We start from the raw sequence: 21,726 nt of genomic DNA on the forward strand, positions 1-21,726 counted from the left end.
GGGATGAAAAAAAACGCTCAGACCTTTATAGTGGCCGACCTCCGTTTCACTTCAAGTAGCCGAGCCCCATGTCCGAGCCACGCAAGATTCTCGTCACCAGCGCCCTGCCCTATGCCAATGGTTCCATCCACCTTGGCCACATGCTCGAGTACATCCAGACCGACATGTGGGTGCGCTTTCAGAAGCACCGCGGCAATCAGTGCATCTATGTGTGCGCGGACGACGCCCATGGCTCGGCAATCATGCTGCGCGCGGAAAAGGAAGGTATTACTCCAGAGCAATTGATCGCCAACGTCCAGGCTGAACACAGCGCTGATTTTGCCGACTTCCTGGTCAACTTCGACAATTTCCACTCGACACACGCCGAAGAGAACCGAGAGCTCTCGAGCCTGATCTACACCCGTCTGCGCGACGCGGGGCATATCGCCACGCGCTCGGTGACTCAGTATTTCGACCCGGAAAAGAAAATGTTCCTGGCCGACCGCTTCATCAAGGGCACCTGTCCGAAGTGCGGCACCGAAGATCAGTACGGCGACAACTGTGAAAAATGCGGCGCTACCTACGCCCCGACCGACCTGAAAGACCCCAAGTCCGCGATTTCCGGCGCGACGCCCGTGCTCAAGGACTCGAAGCACTTCTTCTTCGATCTGCCTGCCTTCGACGCCATGCTCAAAAGCTGGACCCGCAGCGGCACCCTGCAAGACGCCGTGGCGAACAAGATCGCCGAATGGCTGGACGCCGGCCTGCAGCAATGGGACATCTCTCGCGACGCGCCTTATTTCGGGTTCGAAATTCCGGATGAGCCAGGCAAATATTTCTACGTCTGGCTGGATGCTCCGATTGGCTACATGGCCAGCTTCAAGAACCTGTGCGACCGTACACCGGAGCTGGATTTCGACGCGTTCTGGAACAAGAATTCGACCACTGAGCTGTACCACTTCATCGGCAAGGATATCGTCAACTTCCACGCCCTGTTCTGGCCGGCGATGCTGGAAGGCTCGGGCTTCCGCAAGCCCAGTGGCATCAACGTCCACGGCTACCTGACCGTCAACGGCCAGAAGATGTCGAAGTCCCGTGGCACCTTCATCAAGGCGCGCACTTACCTCGATCACCTGTCGCCCGAATACCTGCGTTACTACTACGCGGCCAAGCTGGGCCGTGGCGTCGACGATCTGGACCTGAACCTCGAAGACTTCGTGCAAAAGGTCAATTCCGATCTGATCGGCAAGGTAGTGAACATCGCCAGCCGTTGCGCCGGCTTCATCCACAAAGGCAACGCTGGCGTGCTGGTGGCAGGCAATGCTGCGCCCGAGCTGACCGACGCGTTCCTTGCCGCCGCGCCAGGCATCGCCGAAGCGTATGAGGCGCGCGACTTTGCCCGCGCCATGCGCGAAATCATGGCCCTGGCCGACCGCGCCAACGCCTGGATTGCCGATAAGGCTCCGTGGTCGCTGGCCAAGCAGGAAGGCAAACAGGACGAAGTTCAGGCCATCTGCGCGCTGGGCGTCAACCTGTTCCGTCAACTGGTGATCTTCCTCAAGCCGGTGCTGCCGAACCTGGCTGCCGATGCCGAACAGTTCCTCAATGTCGCGCCGCTTACCTGGGACGACCACCTGACGCTGCTCAGCAATCATCAATTGAATCCGTTCCAGGCCCTGATGACCCGCATCGATCCGGCGAAAGTGGAAGCCATGACCAACGCCTCGAAAGAAGACCTCGCTGCCAGCGCCACCGATACCGGCGCAGCCACCGAGGGTAACGGCGAACTGTCCAAGGATCCGCTGTCGCCGGAAATCGAGTTCGATGCGTTCGCCGCCATCGACTTGCGCGTGGCGTTGATCGAGAAAGCCGAACATGTCGAAGGCGCAGACAAACTGCTGCGCCTGACCCTGGATATCGGCGACGAAAAACGCAACGTGTTCTCCGGAATCAAGAGTGCATACCCAAACCCGGCCGAACTCGAAGGCCGCCTGACCATGATGATTGCCAACCTCAAGCCTCGGAAAATGCGTTTCGGCATATCCGAGGGCATGGTGATGGCAGCCGGCCCGGGCGGCGAAGAGATTTATCTGCTCAGCCCTGACAGCGGCGCAAAGCCGGGCCAGCGCATCAAGTAAACCGTGAACGTGGCCGACGCCTTCAAGGCGTCGGTCTGGTCAAACCATGAGCCTGATTCAGCGCATCGACGCCCTCCTGCCGCAAACCCAGTGCGGTAAATGCGGCCATCCTGGTTGCAAGCCTTACGCCGAAGGCATCGCCGCTGGCGAAGCGATCAACCGATGTCCACCTGGTGGCGATGAAACGATCGCTGCATTGTCGCGCCTGCTAGAAGTGCCCGTTCTGCCGCTGGACACCGAACGCGGCGAGGCCCCGGCACAGGTGGCCTTTATTCGAGAGGCCGAATGCATTGGCTGCACCAAGTGCATCCAGGCCTGCCCCGTTGACGCCATTGTGGGTGCCTCGAAGCTGATGCATACCGTGATCGTCGACGAATGCACCGGTTGCGACCTGTGTGTGGCACCCTGCCCGGTCGACTGCATCGACATGCTTCCTTTGAGCATGACAACCGTGGTCCCCATCGTCGGCGGGTTGGCGTTCACCGAAGCCCAACGAGTAGCGAGAACCGCCAAGCGTGGTCACGCACGTCAACGGTTCGAAGCACGCAACGCACGCCTGCAACGCGAGGAGCAACGGCGTCAAGCTGAACGACTGGCGCGCCAGCAGAAATCTCAGCAGACAACAGAGCCGCACAGGGACTTTGGAATCGACCCTGTGCAAGCGGCTCTGGAGCGGGTTCGCGCACAGAAGCCAGCAGACACGGACGCAGCACTGAAACAGGCCCGTATCAGCGTGGCAATGAGCCGAGCGCAATTGAGCAAGTCGCTCAGAGCATTCGGTCACCCGCCTATTGCGGAACAAGCCGCACGGCTGGTTGAGCTGCAGCGTGAGTATGAAGACGCCGAACGCAGGCTCGCAGAATTGCTGGCCAGCGCCGTAACCGCTGCCGCGACGGACTCCACGCCAGCCGCGAAGCCATCGACCACGAAACCCGACGGCGCGGCCTTGAACCGGGCGAAGATACAGCTGGCGATGCGCCGCGCTGCGCTGAAGAAAGCCCAATCTGCAGGCGCCTCTGAAGGTCAACTTGCAACGTTGAGCGAAGAGCTCATGCAGGGCGAGCAGGCGCTGAATGCGCTCGAAGTGGCATTTACCACGAACTCCGACCCGACCGATTCTAAGGAATAACGCAGTTCATGAACGCAGCAAAGCGGCTGGAAATCTTTCGTCGTCTCCACGAAGACAACCCCGAGCCCAAGACCGAACTGTCTTACACCACGCCCTTTGAACTGCTGATTGCAGTGATCCTGTCAGCGCAAGCTACCGACGTTGGCGTGAACAAGGCCACTGCGCGCCTTTACCCGGTCGCCAACACGCCCCAGGCAATCTACGACTTGGGCGTAGAGGGGTTGTCGGAGTACATCAAGACGATTGGCCTGTACAACAGCAAGGCGAAGAATGTGATCGAAACCTGTCGGATGCTCGTCGAGCTCCATGGCGGGGAAGTCCCACAAACCCGAGAGGCGCTTGAAGCCCTGCCGGGCGTAGGACGCAAGACCGCCAACGTCGTGCTCAATACCGCGTTTAAACAATTAGCCATGGCAGTGGACACCCATATCTTTCGCGTCAGCAATCGCACCGGTATCGCCCCGGGCAAGAACGTTGTGGAAGTCGAGACCAAACTGATGAAGTTCGTTCCGAAAGATTATCTGCTCGACGCACACCATTGGCTGATTCTGCATGGTCGCTATGTGTGCGTGGCGCGCAAGCCCCGCTGTGGCAGTTGCCGAATAGAAGACCTGTGCGAATACAAGGCAAAGACGTCGGACGATTGAGCGATAGAGCGCTGGGTGGTTGATCGATTGAAAAAATCTTTTTTACCCGGCTGAAGTTTGTCGATATAAGGTGCGCCAATGACAGTCTAAGCTGGAGTCAACTTCATGAGCGCTGACAAAGAGCAGTTGGACGTAGACGACGACTTCGTATCCGGGGATGCCGACGAAGCCGCACAAGTGCCTGTAGAGACCGCAAAAACCAATCTCAGCAAACGCCGCACCATCGATAATCTGCTGGAAGAGCGCCGCCTGCAGAGGCAACTGGCAGACTACGACTTCGATCTCTGATACTCCCTCCGTTCGAAGCCTTTCCATGACTTGAGAGGCTTTGCCGTGCGGGCGCTCATTCAATTGAAAGCAGCCTGCACATTCTGCTGCAAAGCCGTCTCTGGGCTGTGCCTCGCTTGCTAAACCAGTCCGTTACGTTGAGCCAGTTCAATCAGGTCGACCAATGAGTGAGCGTTGAGCTTGAGCAACAGGCGCGTTTTATAGGTGCTGACCGTCTTGTTGCTCAGGAACATCCCGTCGGCAATTTCCTTGTTGGTCTTACCTCGTGCCAACTGTTGGAGAACCATCATCTCCCGTCCGGAAAGACGATCGACCATCTCGGCCTCGCTGGCATTCCCCAAGCTGGAGCGGACGGTATGCAGCGCTTGATTTGGAAAATAGCTGTATCCCGAAAGTACCGCCTTGATGGCGCTCAACAACTCGGTGAGATCCTGTTGCTTGCAGACATAGCCAGCGGCTCCGGCCTGCATGCACCGCATCGAAAAATGCCCTGGAGCCTGAGACGTCAGGATCAACACCTTGAAAGGCAGGGTCATTGCGGTTAGCCGGGCGATGACTTCAAGCCCGTCGAGTTTGGGAATGCCTATGTCCAGAATCACGATATCGGGCAAATGTTCGCGCGCCAGTTGCAGCGCATCCACCCCGTTATCCGTCTCGGCAATGACCTCGTAACCATGACGTTCCATCAACATGCGTACGGCAAGCCGAATGACAGGGTGATCATCCACGATCAACACTTTATTCATGAGCAGTCCATTCTTCGCTGTTCGAATTTTCAGAGCTCGCACAATAGCTTAGTCGTTTAGTGCTTTGCATGGCGCTCCTCCCCACGGACGAGCAGGCAAAGACCTTTCTCACTCAACCACCAGAAAGGTCCTACAAAACCTGCCCTATTTGGTCTTTCACGCGCCCTTCTCACGCCTTTTTTTCCGGTTGAGGAGAACGCCAGGGAGCGTCGTAAGCAAACGACTCAAACCACCCGAAACTGCAGATATCAATTATTACAAGACGCTGAATCATGAATCTAATACCTCATCGGACTATTAGCCCGCTCAAGAGCTACGTAAAGAATATGTACGTGTATTCGGCGGCATGGTGCGAAAGGGGTCGAGATGCTCTGCCTGGCGACGATGAAGCTGCCAAGGGCGTCAGAATATGTCTTCAGCCGGGATCGACTACACGAAGCGCCACGCTTACACGGTTGCCTGCCTTCAGAATAAGCGGAACCGGGCAACATGCCAGGAGGCAACAATCATAAAATATTGCGGATCGCCTTCCATTCAACCGGTGATGACTGCGTTGAAAAAATACACATTAAAAAAAGGTTTTTTGAATACATATTTATTTACAGAAACAGCCTACGCAACGATCAGAAAATTCTGATGCCAGCGCACAGCGTGCAATGCAATGCCACACGGCATGCGTCCACCGACGAGCCTCAGCGAGGGCGCGCAGGAGTAGACGGCACTGTTCAAGAATTCCCTGAATAGGTTATTTTTAAATAAGCTAACGAACGTTGAGTTCTTCCGACACACACGTAATACCATCCCGCCTTTTAAATCCAGTCAAGTTGACGCAAAGCAGAAAAATACTACACAACTAAAAGACCGTTATTACTTTCAGACGCGTAGTTAAAAAACAACAACAGCCAATTTACCGAAAATTTAATTTTCACTTGCCAAACCTATTTCCAGTCGTTACTTTTTTCTTCACTACATACGCCACCCTTGGCAAAGAGAACGACATTTTAACTAACCCTTATAGATACCTGCGACGGCTGCCTGTTTACCGTTCTTGCCTGTCGTCATGCGCGAGCCGGTGTGGGTCAATCTGAAGATCCCTTTTAAGGCGCGTAAACATTATTTGATAAAGGACTGTAGCCCGCTGTCGAGGCCTGCATATCAACATGTTCAAAGGAATAAACCATGACCAGAAAAACGGGAGCGTCATCAGCGATCACTCAAGAGGATCTTGAACTCGCCAATGCCATAGAGCTGTACGTCGCACAAGGTGGAGTCATCTGCATCGTGCCTGAGGGTGAATCGGCGCAGGTGCAGAACCAGGCCGTAGATACGCTCGCGGACCTTGAGCCCGAAGCGCAGATGACGGCAAAAATAGAACAACTCAAAGGGCTTGCAGCCAAAGGTGCCGGGGTCTCGGCGCTTCAATATTCACTGCGGATGAATCGCCAGGAGATCAAACGCCTCGCGAGTGAAAACGGCGTGAAGATCCTGTACAGTCGCCCGGTTCGAGGGTTGCGAACGACGCGCAGCCGTGAGGCACATAACGTGGATGACACCGTTGCCGGCCATGCCATGCACTATTCAACGCTGGGATATACGGTGCCCGAGATCGCACAACGTCTGGAACTCAGCGTACGAGACGTCTGGAACATCGGTAAGGCATATCGGTTCGAGTTCAAAAACACGCCCGCCGTCGATCTGTACGTATCACCCGATTCCGACGCCCTCGCGCCAGGAAATAAACAAACCGACGATACCCCTTCTCACGGATGAGAAAGTTCGCGTAGTTTTCGCGAAAAAGATTACAACTAACGATCGTCCTCTCGGCTGCAAAAGTTTGAAAAATCCAGTTTCGGGTGAACACTCAAATAGATGAGCCGCGTCACAGCGACGTGGCAAAGGCAGGAAGTGAAGTGATGTGGAGGTGCAACTCCTGCGGAGTTGCACCTTTAACGACATCTGCGATCAGAATAATTTGCGGTTCTTGTTCGCTGCAATGCGCATGCGCAAAGCATTGAGCTTGATGAAGCCAGCAGCATCAGCCTGGTTGTAGGCGCCGCCGTCTTNGGCCCGTGACGATGACGTTGCCTTTGTACAGCTTGAGGCGCACGACACCATTCACATGAGCCTGGGAGGCGTCGATCATCTGCTGCAGCATCAGACGCTCCGGGCTCCACCAGTAACCGGTGTAGATCAGACTCGCGTATTTTGGCATCAGCTCGTCTTTCAAGTGAGCGACTTCGCGGTCCAGCGTGATCGACTCGATGGCGCGGTGAGCTCTGAGCATGATGGTGCCGCCCGGAGTTTCGTAGCAGCCACGGGACTTCATGCCGACGTAACGGTTTTCGACGATATCCAGACGACCGATACCATGCTCGCCGCCGATACGGTTCAATGTCGCCAGCACGGTGGCAGGCGTCATTTCCACGCCGTCGAGTGCAACGATGTCACCGTTGCGGTAGGTCAGCTCCAGGTATTGAGGCTTGTCGGGCGCGTTTTCCGGGGAAACGGTCCAGCGCCACATGTCTTCTTCGTGCTCGGTCCAGGTGTCTTCCAGTACGCCGCCTTCATAGGAGATGTGCAGCAGGTTGGCATCCATGGAGTACGGGGACTTCTTCTTGCCATGGCGTTCGATCGGGATCGCGTGCTTTTCGGCATAGTCCATCAGCTTCTCGCGCGACAGCAGGTCCCACTCGCGCCATGGAGCGATCACTTTCACGCCTGGCTTGAGGGCGTAAGCGCCGAGTTCAAAGCGAACCTGATCGTTACCCTTGCCGGTAGCGCCATGGGAAATGGCATCAGCGCCGGTTTCATTGGCGATTTCGATCAGGCGCTTGGCGATCAGCGGACGTGCGATGGAAGTACCGAGCAGGTACTCGCCTTCGTAGACGGTGTTGGCGCGGAACATCGGGAACACGAAATCGCGTACGAATTCTTCGCGCAGATCGTCGATGTAGATTTCTTTGACGCCCATGGCTTGCGCCTTGGCGCGTGCTGGCTCGACTTCTTCGCCCTGACCCAGGTCAGCGGTGAAAGTCACCACTTCGCAGTTATACGTATCTTGCAGCCACTTGAGGATTACCGAAGTATCCAGGCCACCGGAATACGCGAGAACTACCTTGTTAACGTCCGCCATGCCATCACTCCAACGCGTTGTACGGAAAACCGCTGATTCTACCGTTCAAACCCGTGAATTTACAGTGTCGCGACAGCTTCTGACGACGAAGCGACAGAAGCTATCGAGCGCGCGACGGCGCGATGGGCGCTGATCAGGCCTTGGCAGGTGGCGTTCCGGAAGGTGTCGGAGTCTGGATTGGAGTAGCAGTGGGCGCCGAAACGGGCGCAGGAGCTGGGGCAGGAGCAGCCGCTGGCGCCACGGCGGGCTTCTGCTCGGCCACGCGATCAAGGTGGATGTTCACCCGGCGATTGCGCGCCCGATTGGCGTTGTTAGTGTTAGGCACCAGCGGATACTGCTCACCATGGAAGCGCACGGTGATCTGTTCTTCCGGAACACCCTGAGCCTTGAGGTAATCCATCACGGCCAATGCGCGACGCCGGGAAAGGTCGCGGTTGGTCAGGCGATTACCGCTGTTGTCCGAATGACCGTCGAGCTCGACGCGGTTTACCGTTGGGTCAGCCTTCATATAAGCCAGCACAGTGTCGAGACGACGTTTGGCCTGAGGATCCAGATCGATTCCGCCGCCCGGGAAGCCGATTTCGGCCTGTCTGACCTGCTCGAAATTCATCGGCAGAAGCTTGGCGGTACACTGCTGAAAATCGCCGTAAGCCTTGCTGAACTTGACCGGCAACAGGCGAATTTCCATGGCGCCGCCGCCGTCTCGCAGAACATGACGAATCACCGGGCTGCGCCCTTCCATCAAGCCGGCGATCAAGCGCCCCGCTTGAGCCTGATTGGTATTGAATGGTACCTCGCCGCTGCTGACCTTGACCGCACCAAGGTTCAGATCTCCCCTGCCTGGTTGCCATGGCGCCGCCGCGGCGATCAAAGTCGCCGACCCCGATGCCAGACTGTAGCCGTTGGCCTTTAGTCGGAAAGTCGCTTGTTCGCCTGCGCGACGCACGAACTCGCCCGCCCCGAAGTCGGTGATGGGCTGACTCAGACGGCATTCGAATTGATCGCCTTCTACCTTCCACTCGATATTCTCCAGACGGGTCTGGAATGTGAGAGCCATCGCCGGCAGGCTGGCAAACACGCTGAGTAGGGCTAGATATCGCTGGCGCACGGGAGGCTCCACAAAAAAAGGTACTGCGTAACAAAATTTATCGCTTACAGGTGTCTATCGGTTAGTTCCTGTAAAACTTGATAGCGAGTGCCTGGAGGAGTCTTTTCCGGTAGCATTCGCAGCGAGTTTGACCCGCCTGGAATTCCCAATGTCCGACCGCCTGACCCTCCTGCGCCCCGACGACTGGCATATCCATCTTCGTGATGGCGCTGTTCTGCCCCATACCGTCGCTGACGTGGCGCGCACGTTTAGCCGTGCGATCATCATGCCGAATCTCGTGCCGCCGGTACGCAACGCAGAGCAAGCAGATGCCTATCGCCAGCGCATCCTCGCTGCTCGCCCTAGTGGCAGCCGTTTTGAGCCATTGATGGTGCTTTACCTCACTGACCTGACCCAGCCTGAAGATATCCGGACTGCGAAAGCCAGTGGCTTCGTGTACGCCGCCAAGCTGTATCCGGCCGGCGCCACCACCAACTCCGACTCGGGCGTGACCAGCGTCGACAAGATCTTCCCGGTGCTCGAAGCGATGGCCGAAGTCGGAATGCCGCTGCTGATTCACGGCGAAGTGACCCGCGGCGACATCGACGTGTTCGACCGCGAGAAAATCTTCATCGATGAGCACATGCGGCGTGTGGTCGAGCGTTTTCCGACGCTCAAAGTGGTGTTCGAGCACATCACCACCGGCGATGCCGTGCAGTTCGTCAACGAGGCTTCGGCCAACGTCGGCGCAACCATCACCGCGCACCACTTGTTGTACAACCGCAACCACATGCTGGTCGGGGGTATTCGTCCCCACTTCTATTGCCTGCCGATCCTCAAGCGCAACACCCATCAGGACGCCTTGCTGGACGCTGCCACCAGCGGCAGCAGCAAGTTCTTCCTGGGCACCGATTCGGCGCCTCACGCGCAGCACGCCAAGGAAGCCGCCTGCGGCTGCGCTGGCTGCTACACCGCGTACGCGGCGATCGAGTTGTATGCCGAAGCGTTCGAGCAACGCAATGCGCTGGACAAGCTGGAAGGCTTCGCCAGCCTCAACGGCTCGGCGTTCTATGGCCTGCCAGTCAACACCGATACCATCACTCTGGTTCGTGAAGAATGGACTGCCCCTGCCAGCCTGCCATTTGGCGAGCTGTCCGTAATCCCGCTGCGCGCCGGTGAGAAACTGCGCTGGCGCCTGCTGGAGGAACACGCGTGAGTGAAGACCATTACGACGACGATCAGGAAGGTTCTGGCGGCGGTACAGGCTCCAGGCATCCAATGGCAGCGCGATTTCGCGGCTACCTGCCGGTCGTTGTCGATGTAGAAACCGGCGGCTTCAATTCGGCCACCGATGCGTTGCTGGAAATTGCCGCGACCACCATTGGCATGGATGAAAAAGGCTTCGTGTTCCCCGAGCACACCTATTTCTTTCGCGTCGAGCCGTTCGAAGGCGCCAACATCGAAGCCGCAGCGCTGGAGTTCACCGGCATCAAGCTCGATCATCCGCTGCGCATGGCGGTGAGCGAAGAAACCGCGTTAACGGATATCTTCCGTGGCGTGCGCAAGGCGCTGAAGGCCAATGGTTGCAAGCGGGCGATTCTGGTCGGCCACAATGCCAGTTTCGACCTGGGCTTCCTCAATGCTGCAGTTGCGCGGCTGGACATGAAGCGCAACCCGTTCCATCCGTTTTCCAGCTTCGATACCGCGACCCTCGCCGGCCTCGCCTACGGCCAGACTGTATTGGCGAAGGCATGCCAGTCGGCCGACATCGATTTCGACGGTCGCGAGGCCCACTCGGCTCGCTATGACACCGAAAAGACCGCCGAGCTGTTCTGCGGCATCGTCAATCGCTGGAAAGAAATGGGTGGCTGGCACGATTTCGACGACTGAAGCCTGCTCCGATCCAGAAAACCGGTCCGTTGGCCGGTTTTTTTCTGCCTATTCAATACAGGGAATTGACCACTCATCGGGCATCATCTGATGCTGCGGAAGTAGCTTTGACAAGCATTCTCATTAACATTAGTATCCGTCACATCTCGCAAATAACTCAGCGACGGTCTTATTTATATGTATGTCTGCCTCTGCCAAGGTGTCACCGACGGACAAATCCGCGAAGCGATCATGGAAGGATGCTGCAGCTATCGTGAAGTGCGCGAGACCTTGGGTGTCGCCAGTAAATGTGGGAAATGTGCCTGCCTTGCGAAGGAAGTGGTGCGTGAAACCCTGACCGAATTGCAAACGACTCAGGCTGCGCTGGCTTATCCAGCAGAATTTTCAGCCGCCTGAATCAACTGTTTTTGAAGAACCGGACCTTGTGTCCGGTTTTTTTATGCCTGTAATTCAAGTGGTTAGCGATAAGATGCGGAACACAAACATTCTTATTCCTATTTATTTTCACTTATTATTCAATAACTTAGGTTTGACAGGTGTTATGGGTAGGCTCAGACTTGCGGCCTATATACGAACATCTTCGACAGGACCTCGATCATGAAAGGCGACATTACAGTCATCCAGCATCTCAACAAGATCCTCGGAAACGAGCTGGTCGCGATCAACCAGTACTTCCTGCATGCGCGCATGTATGAGGATTGGGGTCTGAACAAGCTGGGCAAGCACGAGTACAAAGAATCCATCGACGAGATGAAGCACGCTGACAAGCTGATCAAGCGCATCCTGTTTCTGGAAGGCCTGCCAAACCTGCAGGACCTGGGCAAGATTCTGATCGGCGAGCACACCAAGGAAATGCTGGAGTGCGATCTGAAGATCGAGCGCAAAGGCCACGCGGACCTGAAAGCTGCTATCGCCCACTGCGAAACCGTTGGCGATTTCGGTAGCCGTGAAATGCTCGAAGACATTCTCGAATCCGAGGAAGAGCACATCGACTGGCTCGAAACCCAGTTGGGTCTGATCGACAAAGTCGGCATCGAGAACTACCTGCAATCGCAGATGGGCGAGGAAGACTGATTTAAGTCTTTTCGCACTAAAAGAAGCCCCATCTGGCGTTGAGCCAGTGGGGCTTTTTTGTGGGTGCTTTCCGTTGCGTAATCGCCAAACACAATGCATCGGAAACAAAAAGCCCCGCCTCTCAACCAAGAGACAGGGCTTTTTGGGGAACAGGCTGGATCAGGCCGTCGCGTTCTTCTCGACCGCTTCCTTGACCAACTTCTGCAGCGAACCATCGGCATGCATTTCAACGATGATATCGCTACCACCAACCAGCTCGCCGTCTACCCACAACTGTGGGAAGGTTGGCCAGTTGGCGTATTTTGGCAGGTTGGCGCGGATTTCAGGGTTCTGCAGGATATCGACGTACGCGAACTTTTCGCCACACGCCATCAATGCCTGAGACGCCTTGGCCGAGAAGCCACACTGAGGGGCATTCGGAGCGCCTTTCATGTAAAGCAGAACGGTGTTTTTGGCAATCTGGTCTTTGATCGTTTCGATGATATCCATGGAGCACCTCGGCTTAACTTTACGACTGTATGAGTCGACACGGTGGCGCATTGTAACGGAAAGCCTAGCGTAACGCTCGGTCTTGGCTTTAATCGATCTGATAAATATGATGAGCGTCATGCCGCGGCGACAGTCACCGGCACCCCATTAAGCGCTGCGTTGCCCGACACGGCGTCCAGTTGCCGTTCGTCGGTCAGGTCGTTGGCACTTTCCCCCGCTTGCTCCCGTGCGATATCCATATGCACCCCCGGCCGACCATGTCCCCACCCATGAGGCAAGCTCACGACGCCGGGCATCATGTCCAGACTCCCCAACACTTCGACTTCTATTGTCCCGACACGGGAACTGACACGTACGCGCTGGCCGTCGCTCAAACCTCGCGTCGCCAGGTCCTGAGGATTCATCAACAGCTGATGCCTGGGCTTACCTTTCACCAGTCGATGGTAATTGTGCATCCAGGAGTTGTTGCTACGGACATGACGCCGGCCAATCATCAGCAACTCTCCACCTTGCGGCGGGGGTAGCATCGCGAAGCGCACCAGATCGGCAAGAATCACTTCCGGTGCCGCCTGAACCCGTTGGTTGGTGGTTTTGAGACGTGATGCAAGATTGGGTTTGAGCGCGCCCAAATCCAGGCCATGAGGATGGTCATAGAGGGTTTCCAGCGACAACCTGAAATCAGAGGCATCGCCATAAAGTCCGGCTCGCAACCCGCGATCGACCATCTGCGCGGGCGCGATGGTCGATTTCAGTTCGCGCTCGGCTTTTGACGCAAAGGCTCTGGCAAGCCCGACGAAGATCTCCCAATCGTGCAGCGCACCTTCGGGCTTGGCGAGAATCGCACGATTGAAGCGGGTGACGTTGCGCACCGCGAACATGTTGAATGTGGTGTCGTAGTGATCGTTCTCCAGTGCCGAGGTCGACGGCAGGATCAGATCGGCATGGCGGGTGGTTTCGTTGATGTATAAATCGATGCTGAGCATGAACTCCAGCCCATCGAGGGCCTGATCCAGTCGACGACCATTGGGGGTCGACAACACCGGGTTGCCCGCCACCGTGATCAAGGCCCTCACCTGGCCCTCGCCCTCAGTGAGCATTTCTTCGGCCAGCGCCGAGACCGGAAGCTCGCCGCCATACTCGGGCAAGCCGGATACGCGGCTCTGCCAGCGATTGAATCCCCCACCCGAAGTGGACGCCACGAGATCGAGCGCGGGTTCAGTGCACAGCGCGCCGCCGACACGATCCAGATTGCCGGTCACCAGGTTGATCAATTGCACCAGCCAGTGACACAGCGTACCGAACGCTTGGGTGGAAATGCCCATTCGCCCGTAGCACACCGCACTCCCGGCGCTGGCGAAGTCTCGCGCCAATTGCCGGATCTGTTCGCCCGACACGCCACATCGCAGGCTCATGGCATCGGCATCCATGTGCGCGATGGCGGCGCGCACTTCCTCCAGACCGTCCACCGGTAAATGACTGCCGCGAGTCAGGTTCTCGGCAAACAAGGTATGCAGCATTCCGAACAACAGGGCCGCATCACCGCCTGGACGAATGAATAGATGCTGATCGGCGATGGCTGCGGTTTCACTTCGTCTAGGGTCGACGACGACAACCTTTCCGCCGCGCGCCTGAATCGCCTTCAGCCGCTTCTCCACGTCGGGCACCGTCATGATGCTGCCGTTGGAAGCCAATGGATTGCCCCCAAGTATCAGCATGAAGTCCGTGTGATCGATGTCCGCAATCGGCAACAGCAATCCGTGGCCGTACATCAGGTAGCTGGTCAGGTGATGGGGCAGCTGGTCGACTGACGTCGCCGAGAACCGATTCCGGGTTTTCAGCAGTCCGAGAAAATAATTGCTGTGGGTCATCAGCCCATAGTTGTGAACGGAGGGATTGCCCTGATACACGGCAACTGCGTTATTACCGTGACGCTGCTGAATGTCGTAAAGACGCTCTGCCACCAGATCGAACGCAGCCTGCCACTCGATGGGATGCCATTCATGGCCAACTCGCTGCATGGGCTGACGCAGGCGATCAGGATCGTTCTGGATGTCTTGCAAGGCGATGGCCTTGGGGCAGATATGCCCTCGGCTGAACGTATCCTGCGCATCCCCCTTGATCGAACTGATGCGCACCGTCGAGTCGACTTCAAGGGTCGTCTCGATGGTCAGGCCGCAGATGGCCTCACAGAGGTGACAGGCACGGTGATGGAGAGTCTTGGTCATGGCCAGTCTCATGTTTTTGTATGGCGATCAATGTGATCGCGGAAACAAAACTATGGAGCCTGGCGCGGCACTTCGCCAGAAACGTCAGCGCTGTGAATCGGACAGCATCAGGCGAGCGGATAGCTCACCCGAGCGATAAAGAAGGGGTCACACGATACTCAGGAGGCGGAACCGCCAATAGGTGTCACGACCTTGCGCTGCATCTGGATTTCGTGGACGGTCTCGACCTGCTCCTGGGAGACCTGTACACCCGTCAGTTCACCGATCAAACGCCAGTGATCGTCCAGCCCTGCGCTGATGGTTGCCATGCGGTCGATCATGCGACGACCTGCCGAGCGGGTCACTTCATCTTCACTGCGCATCAGCTCGAACGACATCGAGGTCATCGAGGCCGTGAGGTGCGTGAGGGTGCGAGCCGTGAGCCCGAGCAGTTCCGTCAGTTGTTTCTCTTTTGATTCCATTCCCCACCCCTTTTGGAGGACATAAGCGGCCTTTATAACCCACGCCAGTGGTTTAGGAAACGTCCGGGTTTCCGCGGCGTGAAGCATGTCGCATAAGGTTTTGCAGCCATTTGAAACTGTTACAGAATCGGCAGTAATTGCGTACGGGTAACAGGACGGTGTACAACCTCTGCCGATTGAAGCACACCAGGATGGCTAATTGCCTGCGCGTGTACTGAACTGTAGCACTTCGTTACATGAAAAGCGTCCTGCAAGCGCCACTTTCAGGCAACCGGACGTCTGACTGTCACTTTCCATCAAGTCGGGCCTTGGCACGAGGCGACATTTTCTTATACCCTCGCGCCTTCCCTATTCGTCGCCCCGTGCGGCTTTTGCCGCAGGTCTCGCCCGTTTTCCCGATAAAACCCGGCTTTGAGGATCTGCGGTCTGTTGCAGACAAGGTAGTTAATGATGAGCGCAAGGCACTTTCTCTCGATGATGGATTACACGCCAGATGAGCTCGTCGGCATGATTCGTCGCGGCATTGAGCTGAAGGACCTGCGAAATCGAGGCGTGCTGTTCGAGCCGCTGAGAGGCCGGGTGCTGGCCATGATCTTCGAGAAATCTTCGACTCGAACCCGCGTTTCCTTTGAAGCGGGCATGATTCAACTGGGTGGTCAGGCCATCTTTCTGTCGCCTCGGGACACGCAACTGGGCCGTGGCGAGCCGATTGCCGACGGCGCACGCGTGATGTCGCGCATGGTCGATGCGGTGATGATCCGTACGTTCGCTCACAGCAATCTGATCGAATTCGCCGCCAACTCGCGGGTGCCGGTGATCAATGGCCTGTCCGACGACCTGCACCCTTGCCAGTTGCTCGCGGACATGCAGACCTTTCTCGAGCATCGTGGCTCGATCAAGGGCAAGACCGTGGCCTGGATCGGCGACGGCAACAACATGTGCAACAGCTATATAGAAGCAGCCATCCAGTTCGACTTCAAACTGCGTGTCGCCTGTCCCGAGGGGTATGAGCCGAACCCGCAGTTCCTGGCCTTGGCGGGTGATCGCGTTACGTTGACCCGCGACCCGCGTGAAGCGGTCAGGGGCGCGCACCTGATCAGTACCGACGTCTGGACTTCAATGGGCCAGGAAGAAGAAGCCGCCAAGCGCATCGCGCTGTTCAAGCCATTCCAGGTGACCCGCGAGTTACTCGAGCTGGCTGCCGAAGACGTGCTGTTCATGCACTGCCTGCCAGCGCATCGCGGCGAAGAAATCAGCGAAGACCTGCTCGACGACGCCCGTTCGGTGGCATGGGATCAGGCAGAGAACCGCTTGCATGCGCAAAAGGCCTTGCTGGAGTTCCTCGTGGCTCCCGCCTATCAACCTGCGTGAGTGCTCCAATGCTGCTGAAACTGCGCAACCTCGCCTGCGGATATCAAGACCAGCGTGTGGTGCAGAACCTGGATCTGCACCTCAATGCAGGCGACATCGGTTGCTTGCTCGGTTCCTCCGGCTGCGGCAAGACCACGACCTTGCGCGCCATTGCCGGTTTCGAACCGGTGCATGCAGGCGAAATCGTGCTGGCGGGCGAAGTCATCTCAAAAGCCGGATTCACCCTGGCACCGGAGAAACGCCGCATCGGCATGGTGTTTCAGGACTACGCGCTGTTCCCGCACCTGACCGTCGCCGAGAACATTGCATTCGGTATCCGCAATCATCCGCGCCAGACGCAGTTGGTCAACGAGATGCTGGAGCTGGTCAATCTCGGATCGCTGGGCACGCGTCATCCTCACGAACTCTCAGGCGGTCAACAGCAACGCGTGGCGCTGGCGCGAGCATTGGCGCCCGAGCCACAGCTGCTCTTGCTTGACGAGCCGTTCTCCAATCTCGACGGCGAGCTGCGTCGACGCTTGAGCCATGAAGTGCGCGATATCCTGAAGGCCCGTGGCACCAGTGCGATTCTGGTCACCCACGACCAGGAGGAAGCCTTCGCGGTCAGCGATCACGTGGGTGTCTTCAGGGAAGGCCGCCTGGAACAATGGGATACGCCCTACAACCTCTATCACGAACCGGCGACACCTTACGTCGCCAGTTTTGTCGGGCAGGGTTATTTCATTCGTGGCCAGATGCTCGACTCCGAGTCAGTACAGACCGAACTCGGCGTACTACGGGGCAACCGCGCTTATCCAGACGTCAGCGGTGCGCCGATGGATGTGCTGCTGCGACCTGACGACATCGTTTATGCACCTGAAAGCGCGTTGAAGGCCAGGGTGACCAGCAAGACCTTTCAAGGCGCCGCCACCCTTTACCGTCTGCAATTGCCCACGGGCACTCAGCTGGAAGCGCTGTTTGCAAGCCATGCCGATTTACGTGCGGGGGAGGACGTCGGGATTGCCGTGTCGGCCGAGCATCTGGTGTTGTTCCCGGCAGTAGGGAGCGTGCCGGTGCATCAGGATGTGGCGGTGTGATCGCCATAGCTCACCCAAGCTTCAGCGTCCCACTCGCCACCAGCGTCGCATGACCGCCAATCTTCACCCGATCCCCTTCCAGACGACAGAACAGCTCGCCGCCTCGCGCTGAGCACTGATAGGCCGTAAGGCTGAACTTGTTCAGCCGCGCCGACCAGTACGGGATCAGACTGCAATGGGTCGAGCCGGTTACCGGGTCTTCCGCAATACCGATTGCGGGTGCGAAGTAACGGGAAACGAAGTCGTGGCGCTCACCATCACCTTTGGCAGTGATGATCACGCCGGGCCATGGCAATCGGGCGATCGCGGCGAAGTCGGGCTTGCAGTCACGCACGGCCTGCTCGGATTCCAGTACCACCAACAGCTCTGCGGCCCCGAGCACATCAACGATATCTACACCCAACGCCCGCTCGACATCAACCGTCACACCCACCTCGCTGGGCGGCATCGCTGGGAAATCCAGCAACAGCCGCCCGTTTTCTCGCGTCACGCTGAGGGCACCGGACTTGCCGACAAAGTCGATGGTATGGGACGCCTCGCCGTAAACGTCGAAAAGCACGTGAGCGCTGGCAAGCGTCGCATGCCCGCACAGCGGTACTTCGTTGGTCGGGGTGAACCAGCGAATGTGCCAACCCTGGGTTTCACGCACCAGGAAAGCGGTTTCTGACAGATTGTGCTCTGTTGCAATGTGCTGCATCAGCTCATCCGAAAGCCACGCATCAAGGCGATAGACCATCGCAGGGTTACCTGCGAACGGTCGGTCACTGAAAGCATCGACTTGATGAAATTCAAGCTGCATGGAAGGCATCCCCAATCGTTTTTGTTCGGCAGCGCCCTGCCCTGGTCGCTGCAAATTTTTGTATGTCGAGCGCTCAGGCATCTGAGCGAGCATCCAGATCACTCACGAGCAATCTGTGCGAACGTCGCACTGGTGTGTTGTGCCAATACCGCCGCTGAGAGTTCGACTTCAAGCCCACGTCGTCCAGCGCTGACAAATACCGTGGCGAACGGTTGAGCGGACTCATCGATGAAAGTTCGCAGTCTTTTCTTCTGGCCCAGCGGGCTGATGCCGCCTAGCAAGTAACCTGTGGCTCGCTGAGCAGCAGCGGGGTCAGCCATTTCCGCCTTCTTGGCACCTGCGGCATGGGCCAGCGCCTTGAGGTCCAGCGAGCCTGCCACCGGGACCACGGCCACCAGCAATTCGCCTTTTTCGGTGCTGGCCAGCAACGTCTTGAAAACCCGGGCCGGTTCCAGGTTCAGCTTTTCCGCGGCTTCCAGGCCATAGGACGCCGCCTTCGGATCATGTTCATAACTGTGAATACGGTGCTCGGCGCGAAACTTTTTCAGTAAATCCAATGCGGGGGTCATGCAGCACTCCAGGCGACCGGGCTGTTTCATGTTTGCTGCCGTCACTCTAGGCTATCTGCCATCGAAACGCCTCTACTAGAGAGGCCCGATCAACTGAGGCCGTATACCCTCCATCGCCTGCCCGTTCGCTTTCGACCTTTGACAAGGTTCGTTTACGTCTATATTTTTTCGAATACGAATATTCCCTAGACACGGAACCACCACCTGAGCAACCGGAATGCTTCGCACGTAAACTGATGACATTTTCCGGACACCCGCTTTATCACCAGGCCACTGACATGACCGATAACGACAACAAGAATTACATCATCGCCCTCGATCAAGGCACTACCAGTTCACGCGCAATCATCTTCGACCGCGATGCGAATGTGGTCAGCTCCGCCCAGAGCGAGTTCGTTCAGCACTACCCGCAACCCGGCTGGGTTGAACACGACCCCATGGAAATCTTCGCCACCCAGACCGCCTGCATGACCAAAGTGCTGGCCCAGGCGAACCTGCACCACAACCAGATTGCAGCCATTGGCATCACCAACCAGCGCGAAACCACGGTGGTGTGGGAGAAAGACAGCGGTCGGCCGATCTACAACGCCGTGGTCTGGCAATGCCGCCGTAGTACCGAGATTTGTCAGCAGCTCAAACGCGACGGTCTCGAGGACTACATCAGGGAAACCACCGGTCTGGTCATCGACCCGTATTTTTCCGGCAGCAAGCTGAAGTGGATTCTCGATCACGTCGAAGGCAGCCGCGAACGGGCTCGCCGAGGCGAGTTGCTGTTCGGCACGGTCGATAGCTGGCTGATCTGGAAATTCACCGGCGGCAAGGTTCACGTCACCGATTACACCAACGCCTCGCGCACCATGATGTTCAACATCCATACCCTGGAGTGGGATCAACGGATACTGGACGTGCTCGATGTGCCGCGGGAGATGCTCCCTGAGGTTAAATCCTCCTCCGAAGTCTATGGCCACAGCAAGAGCGGCATCGCTATCGCCGGGATTGCCGGTGACCAGCAATCTGCGCTGTTCGGGCAAATGTGCGTGGAACCCGGTCAGGCGAAGAACACCTACGGCACGGGTTGTTTCCTGCTGATGAACACCGGCAAGAAAGCCGTCAAATCCAACCACGGCCTGCTCACCACCATCGGCTGCGGCCCACGGGGCGAAGTGGCCTATGCGCTGGAAGGTGCGGTGTTCAACGGCGGGTCGACCGTGCAGTGGTTGCGCGACGAGCTGAAGATCGTCAACGATTCCATGGACACCGAATATTTCGCCACGAAGGTGAAGAACAGCAACGGCGTCTATCTGGTGCCAGCGTTCACCGGCCTCGGCGCGCCATACTGGGACCCGTATGCGCGCGGTGCGCTGTTCGGCCTGACCCGTGGCGTGAAGGTCGATCACATCATTCGTGCGGCACTGGAATCCATCGCCTACCAGACCCGCGACGTGCTGGACGCCATGCAGCAGGATGCCGCCGAACCGCTCAAGGCCTTGCGCGTGGACGGTGGTGCGGTCGCCAACAACTTCCTCATGCAATTCCAGGCCGACATTCTCGGCACTCCGGTCGAGCGCCCGAAAATGCGCGAGACGACAGCGTTGGGTGCAGCGTATCTGGCCGGCCTGGCCATTGGCTTCTGGAGCGGTCTGGACGAGCTGAAAGACAAAGCGGTGATCGAACGCAAATTCGAACCGCAATGCGACGAAGCCGAGAAAGAAAAGCTCTACGCAGGCTGGCGCAAGGCGGTCGACCGAACTCGGGATTGGGAGCCGCACGAAGACGCTGAATGACACCTCGCTCTCTGTAGCCGTCCGGCTTGCCGCGCTGCTACAGATGACCGGAGTGAACACAGGTGGGTGTTTTTCCGGCTGACAGGTAATGGCCGCCTGCGGCATCATGGGCGCCCTTGCCCGAAGGAAAAAAAATGAATCTGCCACCCCGTCAACAGCAGATCCTCGAGCTGGTCCGTGAGCGCGGCTATGTCAGCATCGAGGAAATGGCCCATTTGTTCGTCGTGACCCCGCAAACCATACGGCGCGACATCAACCAGCTGGCGGAAATGAACCTGTTGCGTCGCTACCATGGCGGCGCCGCCTACGACTCCAGTATCGAAAACACCGCGTACGCGATGCGTGCCGACCAGATGCGCGACGAGAAACAGCGCATTGCGGAGGCCATTGCTGCGCAGATCCCGGATCACGCGTCGCTGTTCATCAATATCGGTACGACCACCNCCTGCTGGCGGGTGGAAACGTGCGTCGCGATGGCGGCGTGGTCGGTCAGGCGAGCGTGGATTTCATCACTCAGTTCAAAGTGGACTTTGCCTTGGTGGGTATCAGCGGGATCGACGGAGACGGCAGTCTTCTGGATTTCGACTACCAGGAAGTGCGCGTCTCCCAGGCGATCATTGCCAATGCCCGGCAGGTGATTCTTGCGGCGGACTCCAGCAAGTTCGGCCGCAACGCCATGGTGCGTCTGGGCCCGATCACTCTGATCGACTGCCTGGTGACCGATCAGGCGCCGGTGCCCGCGCTCGCGCAACTGCTGACGCAAAACAAGATTCGGCTGGAAGTCGTCTGACCCGCATATCGCTTTTGTAGGAGCGCGCTTGCGATGGGTTGTAGTCATCGA

At 57.5% G+C, this 21,726-nt stretch carries 21 protein-coding genes and 2 pseudogenes; 14 read left to right on the forward strand and 9 right to left on the reverse strand.

Going from position 1 to position 21,726, the window contains the following annotated elements; translation table 11 throughout:
• Positions 1-68 precede the first annotated feature (68 nt).
• The 4 genes from metG to D3M70_RS21080 all read left to right on the forward strand — a co-directional run bounded on the left by metG (position 69) and on the right by D3M70_RS21080 (position 4,181).
• Complete coding sequence (gene metG, locus D3M70_RS21065; RefSeq protein WP_120127590.1) at positions 69-2,117, forward strand: methionine--tRNA ligase; 2,049 nt, start codon at positions 69-71, stop codon at positions 2,115-2,117.
• 46 nt (positions 2,118-2,163) lie between these two features.
• Positions 2,164-3,246 (forward strand): electron transport complex subunit RsxB, encoded by a 1,083-nt coding sequence (gene rsxB / locus D3M70_RS21070; RefSeq protein ID WP_120127591.1) that lies wholly within the window; start codon positions 2,164-2,166, stop codon positions 3,244-3,246.
• 8 nt (positions 3,247-3,254) lie between these two features.
• A complete protein-coding gene (gene nth / locus D3M70_RS21075) occupies positions 3,255-3,893 on the forward strand; it encodes an endonuclease III (RefSeq protein ID WP_120127592.1) in 639 nt (212 codons plus the stop codon).
• A 105-nt stretch (positions 3,894-3,998) separates the two neighbouring features.
• Positions 3,999-4,181 (forward strand): PA3496 family putative envelope integrity protein, encoded by a 183-nt coding sequence (locus tag D3M70_RS21080; protein WP_120127593.1) that lies wholly within the window; start codon positions 3,999-4,001, stop codon positions 4,179-4,181.
• Between the two features lie 119 nt (positions 4,182-4,300).
• On the opposite strand, the gene D3M70_RS21085 is transcribed toward D3M70_RS21080, so the two are convergent.
• Positions 4,301-4,927, reverse strand: a complete 627-nt coding sequence (locus D3M70_RS21085; protein ID WP_074753141.1) for a response regulator transcription factor — start codon at positions 4,925-4,927, stop codon at positions 4,301-4,303.
• A 1,179-nt stretch (positions 4,928-6,106) separates the two neighbouring features.
• Between D3M70_RS21085 and D3M70_RS21090 the strand changes: the two genes are divergently transcribed.
• The gene (locus tag D3M70_RS21090; protein WP_256659944.1) at positions 6,107-6,697 is read left to right on the forward strand and encodes a hypothetical protein; all 591 of its coding nucleotides are present in this window, start codon (positions 6,107-6,109) and stop codon (positions 6,695-6,697) included.
• Positions 6,698-6,889: 192 nt separating this feature from the next.
• Here the strand turns inward: D3M70_RS21090 and D3M70_RS33505 are convergent.
• From D3M70_RS33505 to D3M70_RS21100, 3 genes and pseudogenes are all read right to left on the reverse strand, one after another.
• The coding region (locus D3M70_RS33505) for a hypothetical protein (RefSeq protein ID WP_256659946.1) at positions 6,890-6,990 on the reverse strand (101 nt) is incomplete at its 5' end.
• A gap of 1 nt (position 6,991) precedes the next feature.
• Positions 6,992-8,060: pseudogene (locus tag D3M70_RS21095) on the reverse strand (argininosuccinate synthase); the annotation flags it as partial.
• A 133-nt stretch (positions 8,061-8,193) separates the two neighbouring features.
• Positions 8,194-9,168 (reverse strand): OmpA family protein, encoded by a 975-nt coding sequence (locus tag D3M70_RS21100; RefSeq protein ID WP_120127594.1) that lies wholly within the window; start codon positions 9,166-9,168, stop codon positions 8,194-8,196.
• Positions 9,169-9,316: 148 nt separating this feature from the next.
• Here D3M70_RS21100 and pyrC point away from each other — a divergent pair, with 148 nt between their 5' ends.
• From pyrC to bfr, 4 genes are all read left to right on the forward strand, one after another.
• Complete coding sequence (pyrC, locus tag D3M70_RS21105) at positions 9,317-10,363, forward strand: dihydroorotase (protein ID WP_120127595.1); 1,047 nt, start codon at positions 9,317-9,319, stop codon at positions 10,361-10,363.
• Positions 10,360-11,037 (forward strand): ribonuclease T, encoded by a 678-nt coding sequence (gene rnt, locus D3M70_RS21110; RefSeq protein WP_081567799.1) that lies wholly within the window; start codon positions 10,360-10,362, stop codon positions 11,035-11,037. Before pyrC ends, rnt begins: the two co-directional genes overlap by 4 nt.
• A gap of 177 nt (positions 11,038-11,214) precedes the next feature.
• Positions 11,215-11,433, forward strand: coding sequence for a bacterioferritin-associated ferredoxin (locus D3M70_RS21115; protein ID WP_092410435.1), 219 nt, complete (start codon positions 11,215-11,217; stop codon positions 11,431-11,433).
• 201 nt (positions 11,434-11,634) lie between these two features.
• A complete protein-coding gene (gene bfr, locus D3M70_RS21120; protein WP_062387988.1) occupies positions 11,635-12,111 on the forward strand; it encodes a bacterioferritin in 477 nt (158 codons plus the stop codon).
• A 159-nt stretch (positions 12,112-12,270) separates the two neighbouring features.
• On the opposite strand, the gene grxD is transcribed toward bfr, so the two are convergent.
• The 3 genes from grxD to D3M70_RS21135 form a co-directional block, all read right to left on the reverse strand.
• Positions 12,271-12,600: a Grx4 family monothiol glutaredoxin gene (gene grxD / locus D3M70_RS21125; RefSeq protein WP_074753148.1), complete on the reverse strand. Its 330-nt coding sequence runs from the start codon at positions 12,598-12,600 to the stop codon at positions 12,271-12,273.
• Between the two features lie 116 nt (positions 12,601-12,716).
• The gene (locus tag D3M70_RS21130) at positions 12,717-14,825 is read right to left on the reverse strand and encodes a molybdopterin oxidoreductase family protein (protein WP_120127596.1); all 2,109 of its coding nucleotides are present in this window, start codon (positions 14,823-14,825) and stop codon (positions 12,717-12,719) included.
• Between the two features lie 158 nt (positions 14,826-14,983).
• On the reverse strand, positions 14,984-15,286 hold the full coding sequence (locus tag D3M70_RS21135; RefSeq protein ID WP_120127597.1) for a hypothetical protein: 303 nt from the start codon (positions 15,284-15,286) through the stop codon (positions 14,984-14,986).
• A gap of 450 nt (positions 15,287-15,736) precedes the next feature.
• On the opposite strand from D3M70_RS21135, the gene argF reads away from it, so the two are divergent.
• Both argF and D3M70_RS21145 read left to right on the forward strand, forming a co-directional pair.
• A complete protein-coding gene (gene argF, locus D3M70_RS21140; protein WP_120127598.1) occupies positions 15,737-16,657 on the forward strand; it encodes an ornithine carbamoyltransferase in 921 nt (306 codons plus the stop codon).
• Positions 16,654-17,733: an ABC transporter ATP-binding protein gene (locus D3M70_RS21145; protein ID WP_165869861.1), complete on the forward strand. Its 1,080-nt coding sequence runs from the start codon at positions 16,654-16,656 to the stop codon at positions 17,731-17,733. The genes argF and D3M70_RS21145 overlap by 4 nt, the downstream gene beginning before the upstream one ends.
• Positions 17,734-17,743: 10 nt before the next feature.
• Here D3M70_RS21145 and D3M70_RS21150 read toward each other — a convergent pair whose 3' ends face one another.
• On the reverse strand, positions 17,744-18,532 hold the full coding sequence (locus D3M70_RS21150; RefSeq protein WP_120127633.1) for a PhzF family phenazine biosynthesis protein: 789 nt from the start codon (positions 18,530-18,532) through the stop codon (positions 17,744-17,746).
• A 98-nt stretch (positions 18,533-18,630) separates the two neighbouring features.
• On the reverse strand, positions 18,631-19,101 hold the full coding sequence (gene ybaK / locus D3M70_RS21155; RefSeq protein WP_120127600.1) for a Cys-tRNA(Pro) deacylase: 471 nt from the start codon (positions 19,099-19,101) through the stop codon (positions 18,631-18,633).
• 278 nt (positions 19,102-19,379) lie between these two features.
• Between ybaK and glpK the strand changes: the two genes are divergently transcribed.
• The 3 genes and pseudogenes from glpK to D3M70_RS33515 all read left to right on the forward strand — a co-directional run.
• Positions 19,380-20,885: a glycerol kinase GlpK gene (glpK, locus tag D3M70_RS21160; protein ID WP_120127601.1), complete on the forward strand. Its 1,506-nt coding sequence runs from the start codon at positions 19,380-19,382 to the stop codon at positions 20,883-20,885.
• Between the two features lie 134 nt (positions 20,886-21,019).
• Positions 21,020-21,328, forward strand: a 309-nt coding sequence (locus D3M70_RS33510) for a DeoR/GlpR family DNA-binding transcription regulator (RefSeq protein WP_256659945.1), incomplete at its 3' end; no start/stop codon positions are given.
• Between the two features lies 1 nt (position 21,329).
• Positions 21,330-21,675, forward strand: a pseudogene (locus tag D3M70_RS33515) (DeoR family transcriptional regulator); the annotation flags it as partial.
• Positions 21,676-21,726: the final 51 nt, after the last annotated feature.

The sequence above is a fragment of the Pseudomonas sp. LS-2 genome (assembly GCF_003605735.1).
In the GTDB taxonomy this organism is placed as follows: Bacteria; Pseudomonadota; Gammaproteobacteria; order Pseudomonadales; family Pseudomonadaceae; genus Aquipseudomonas.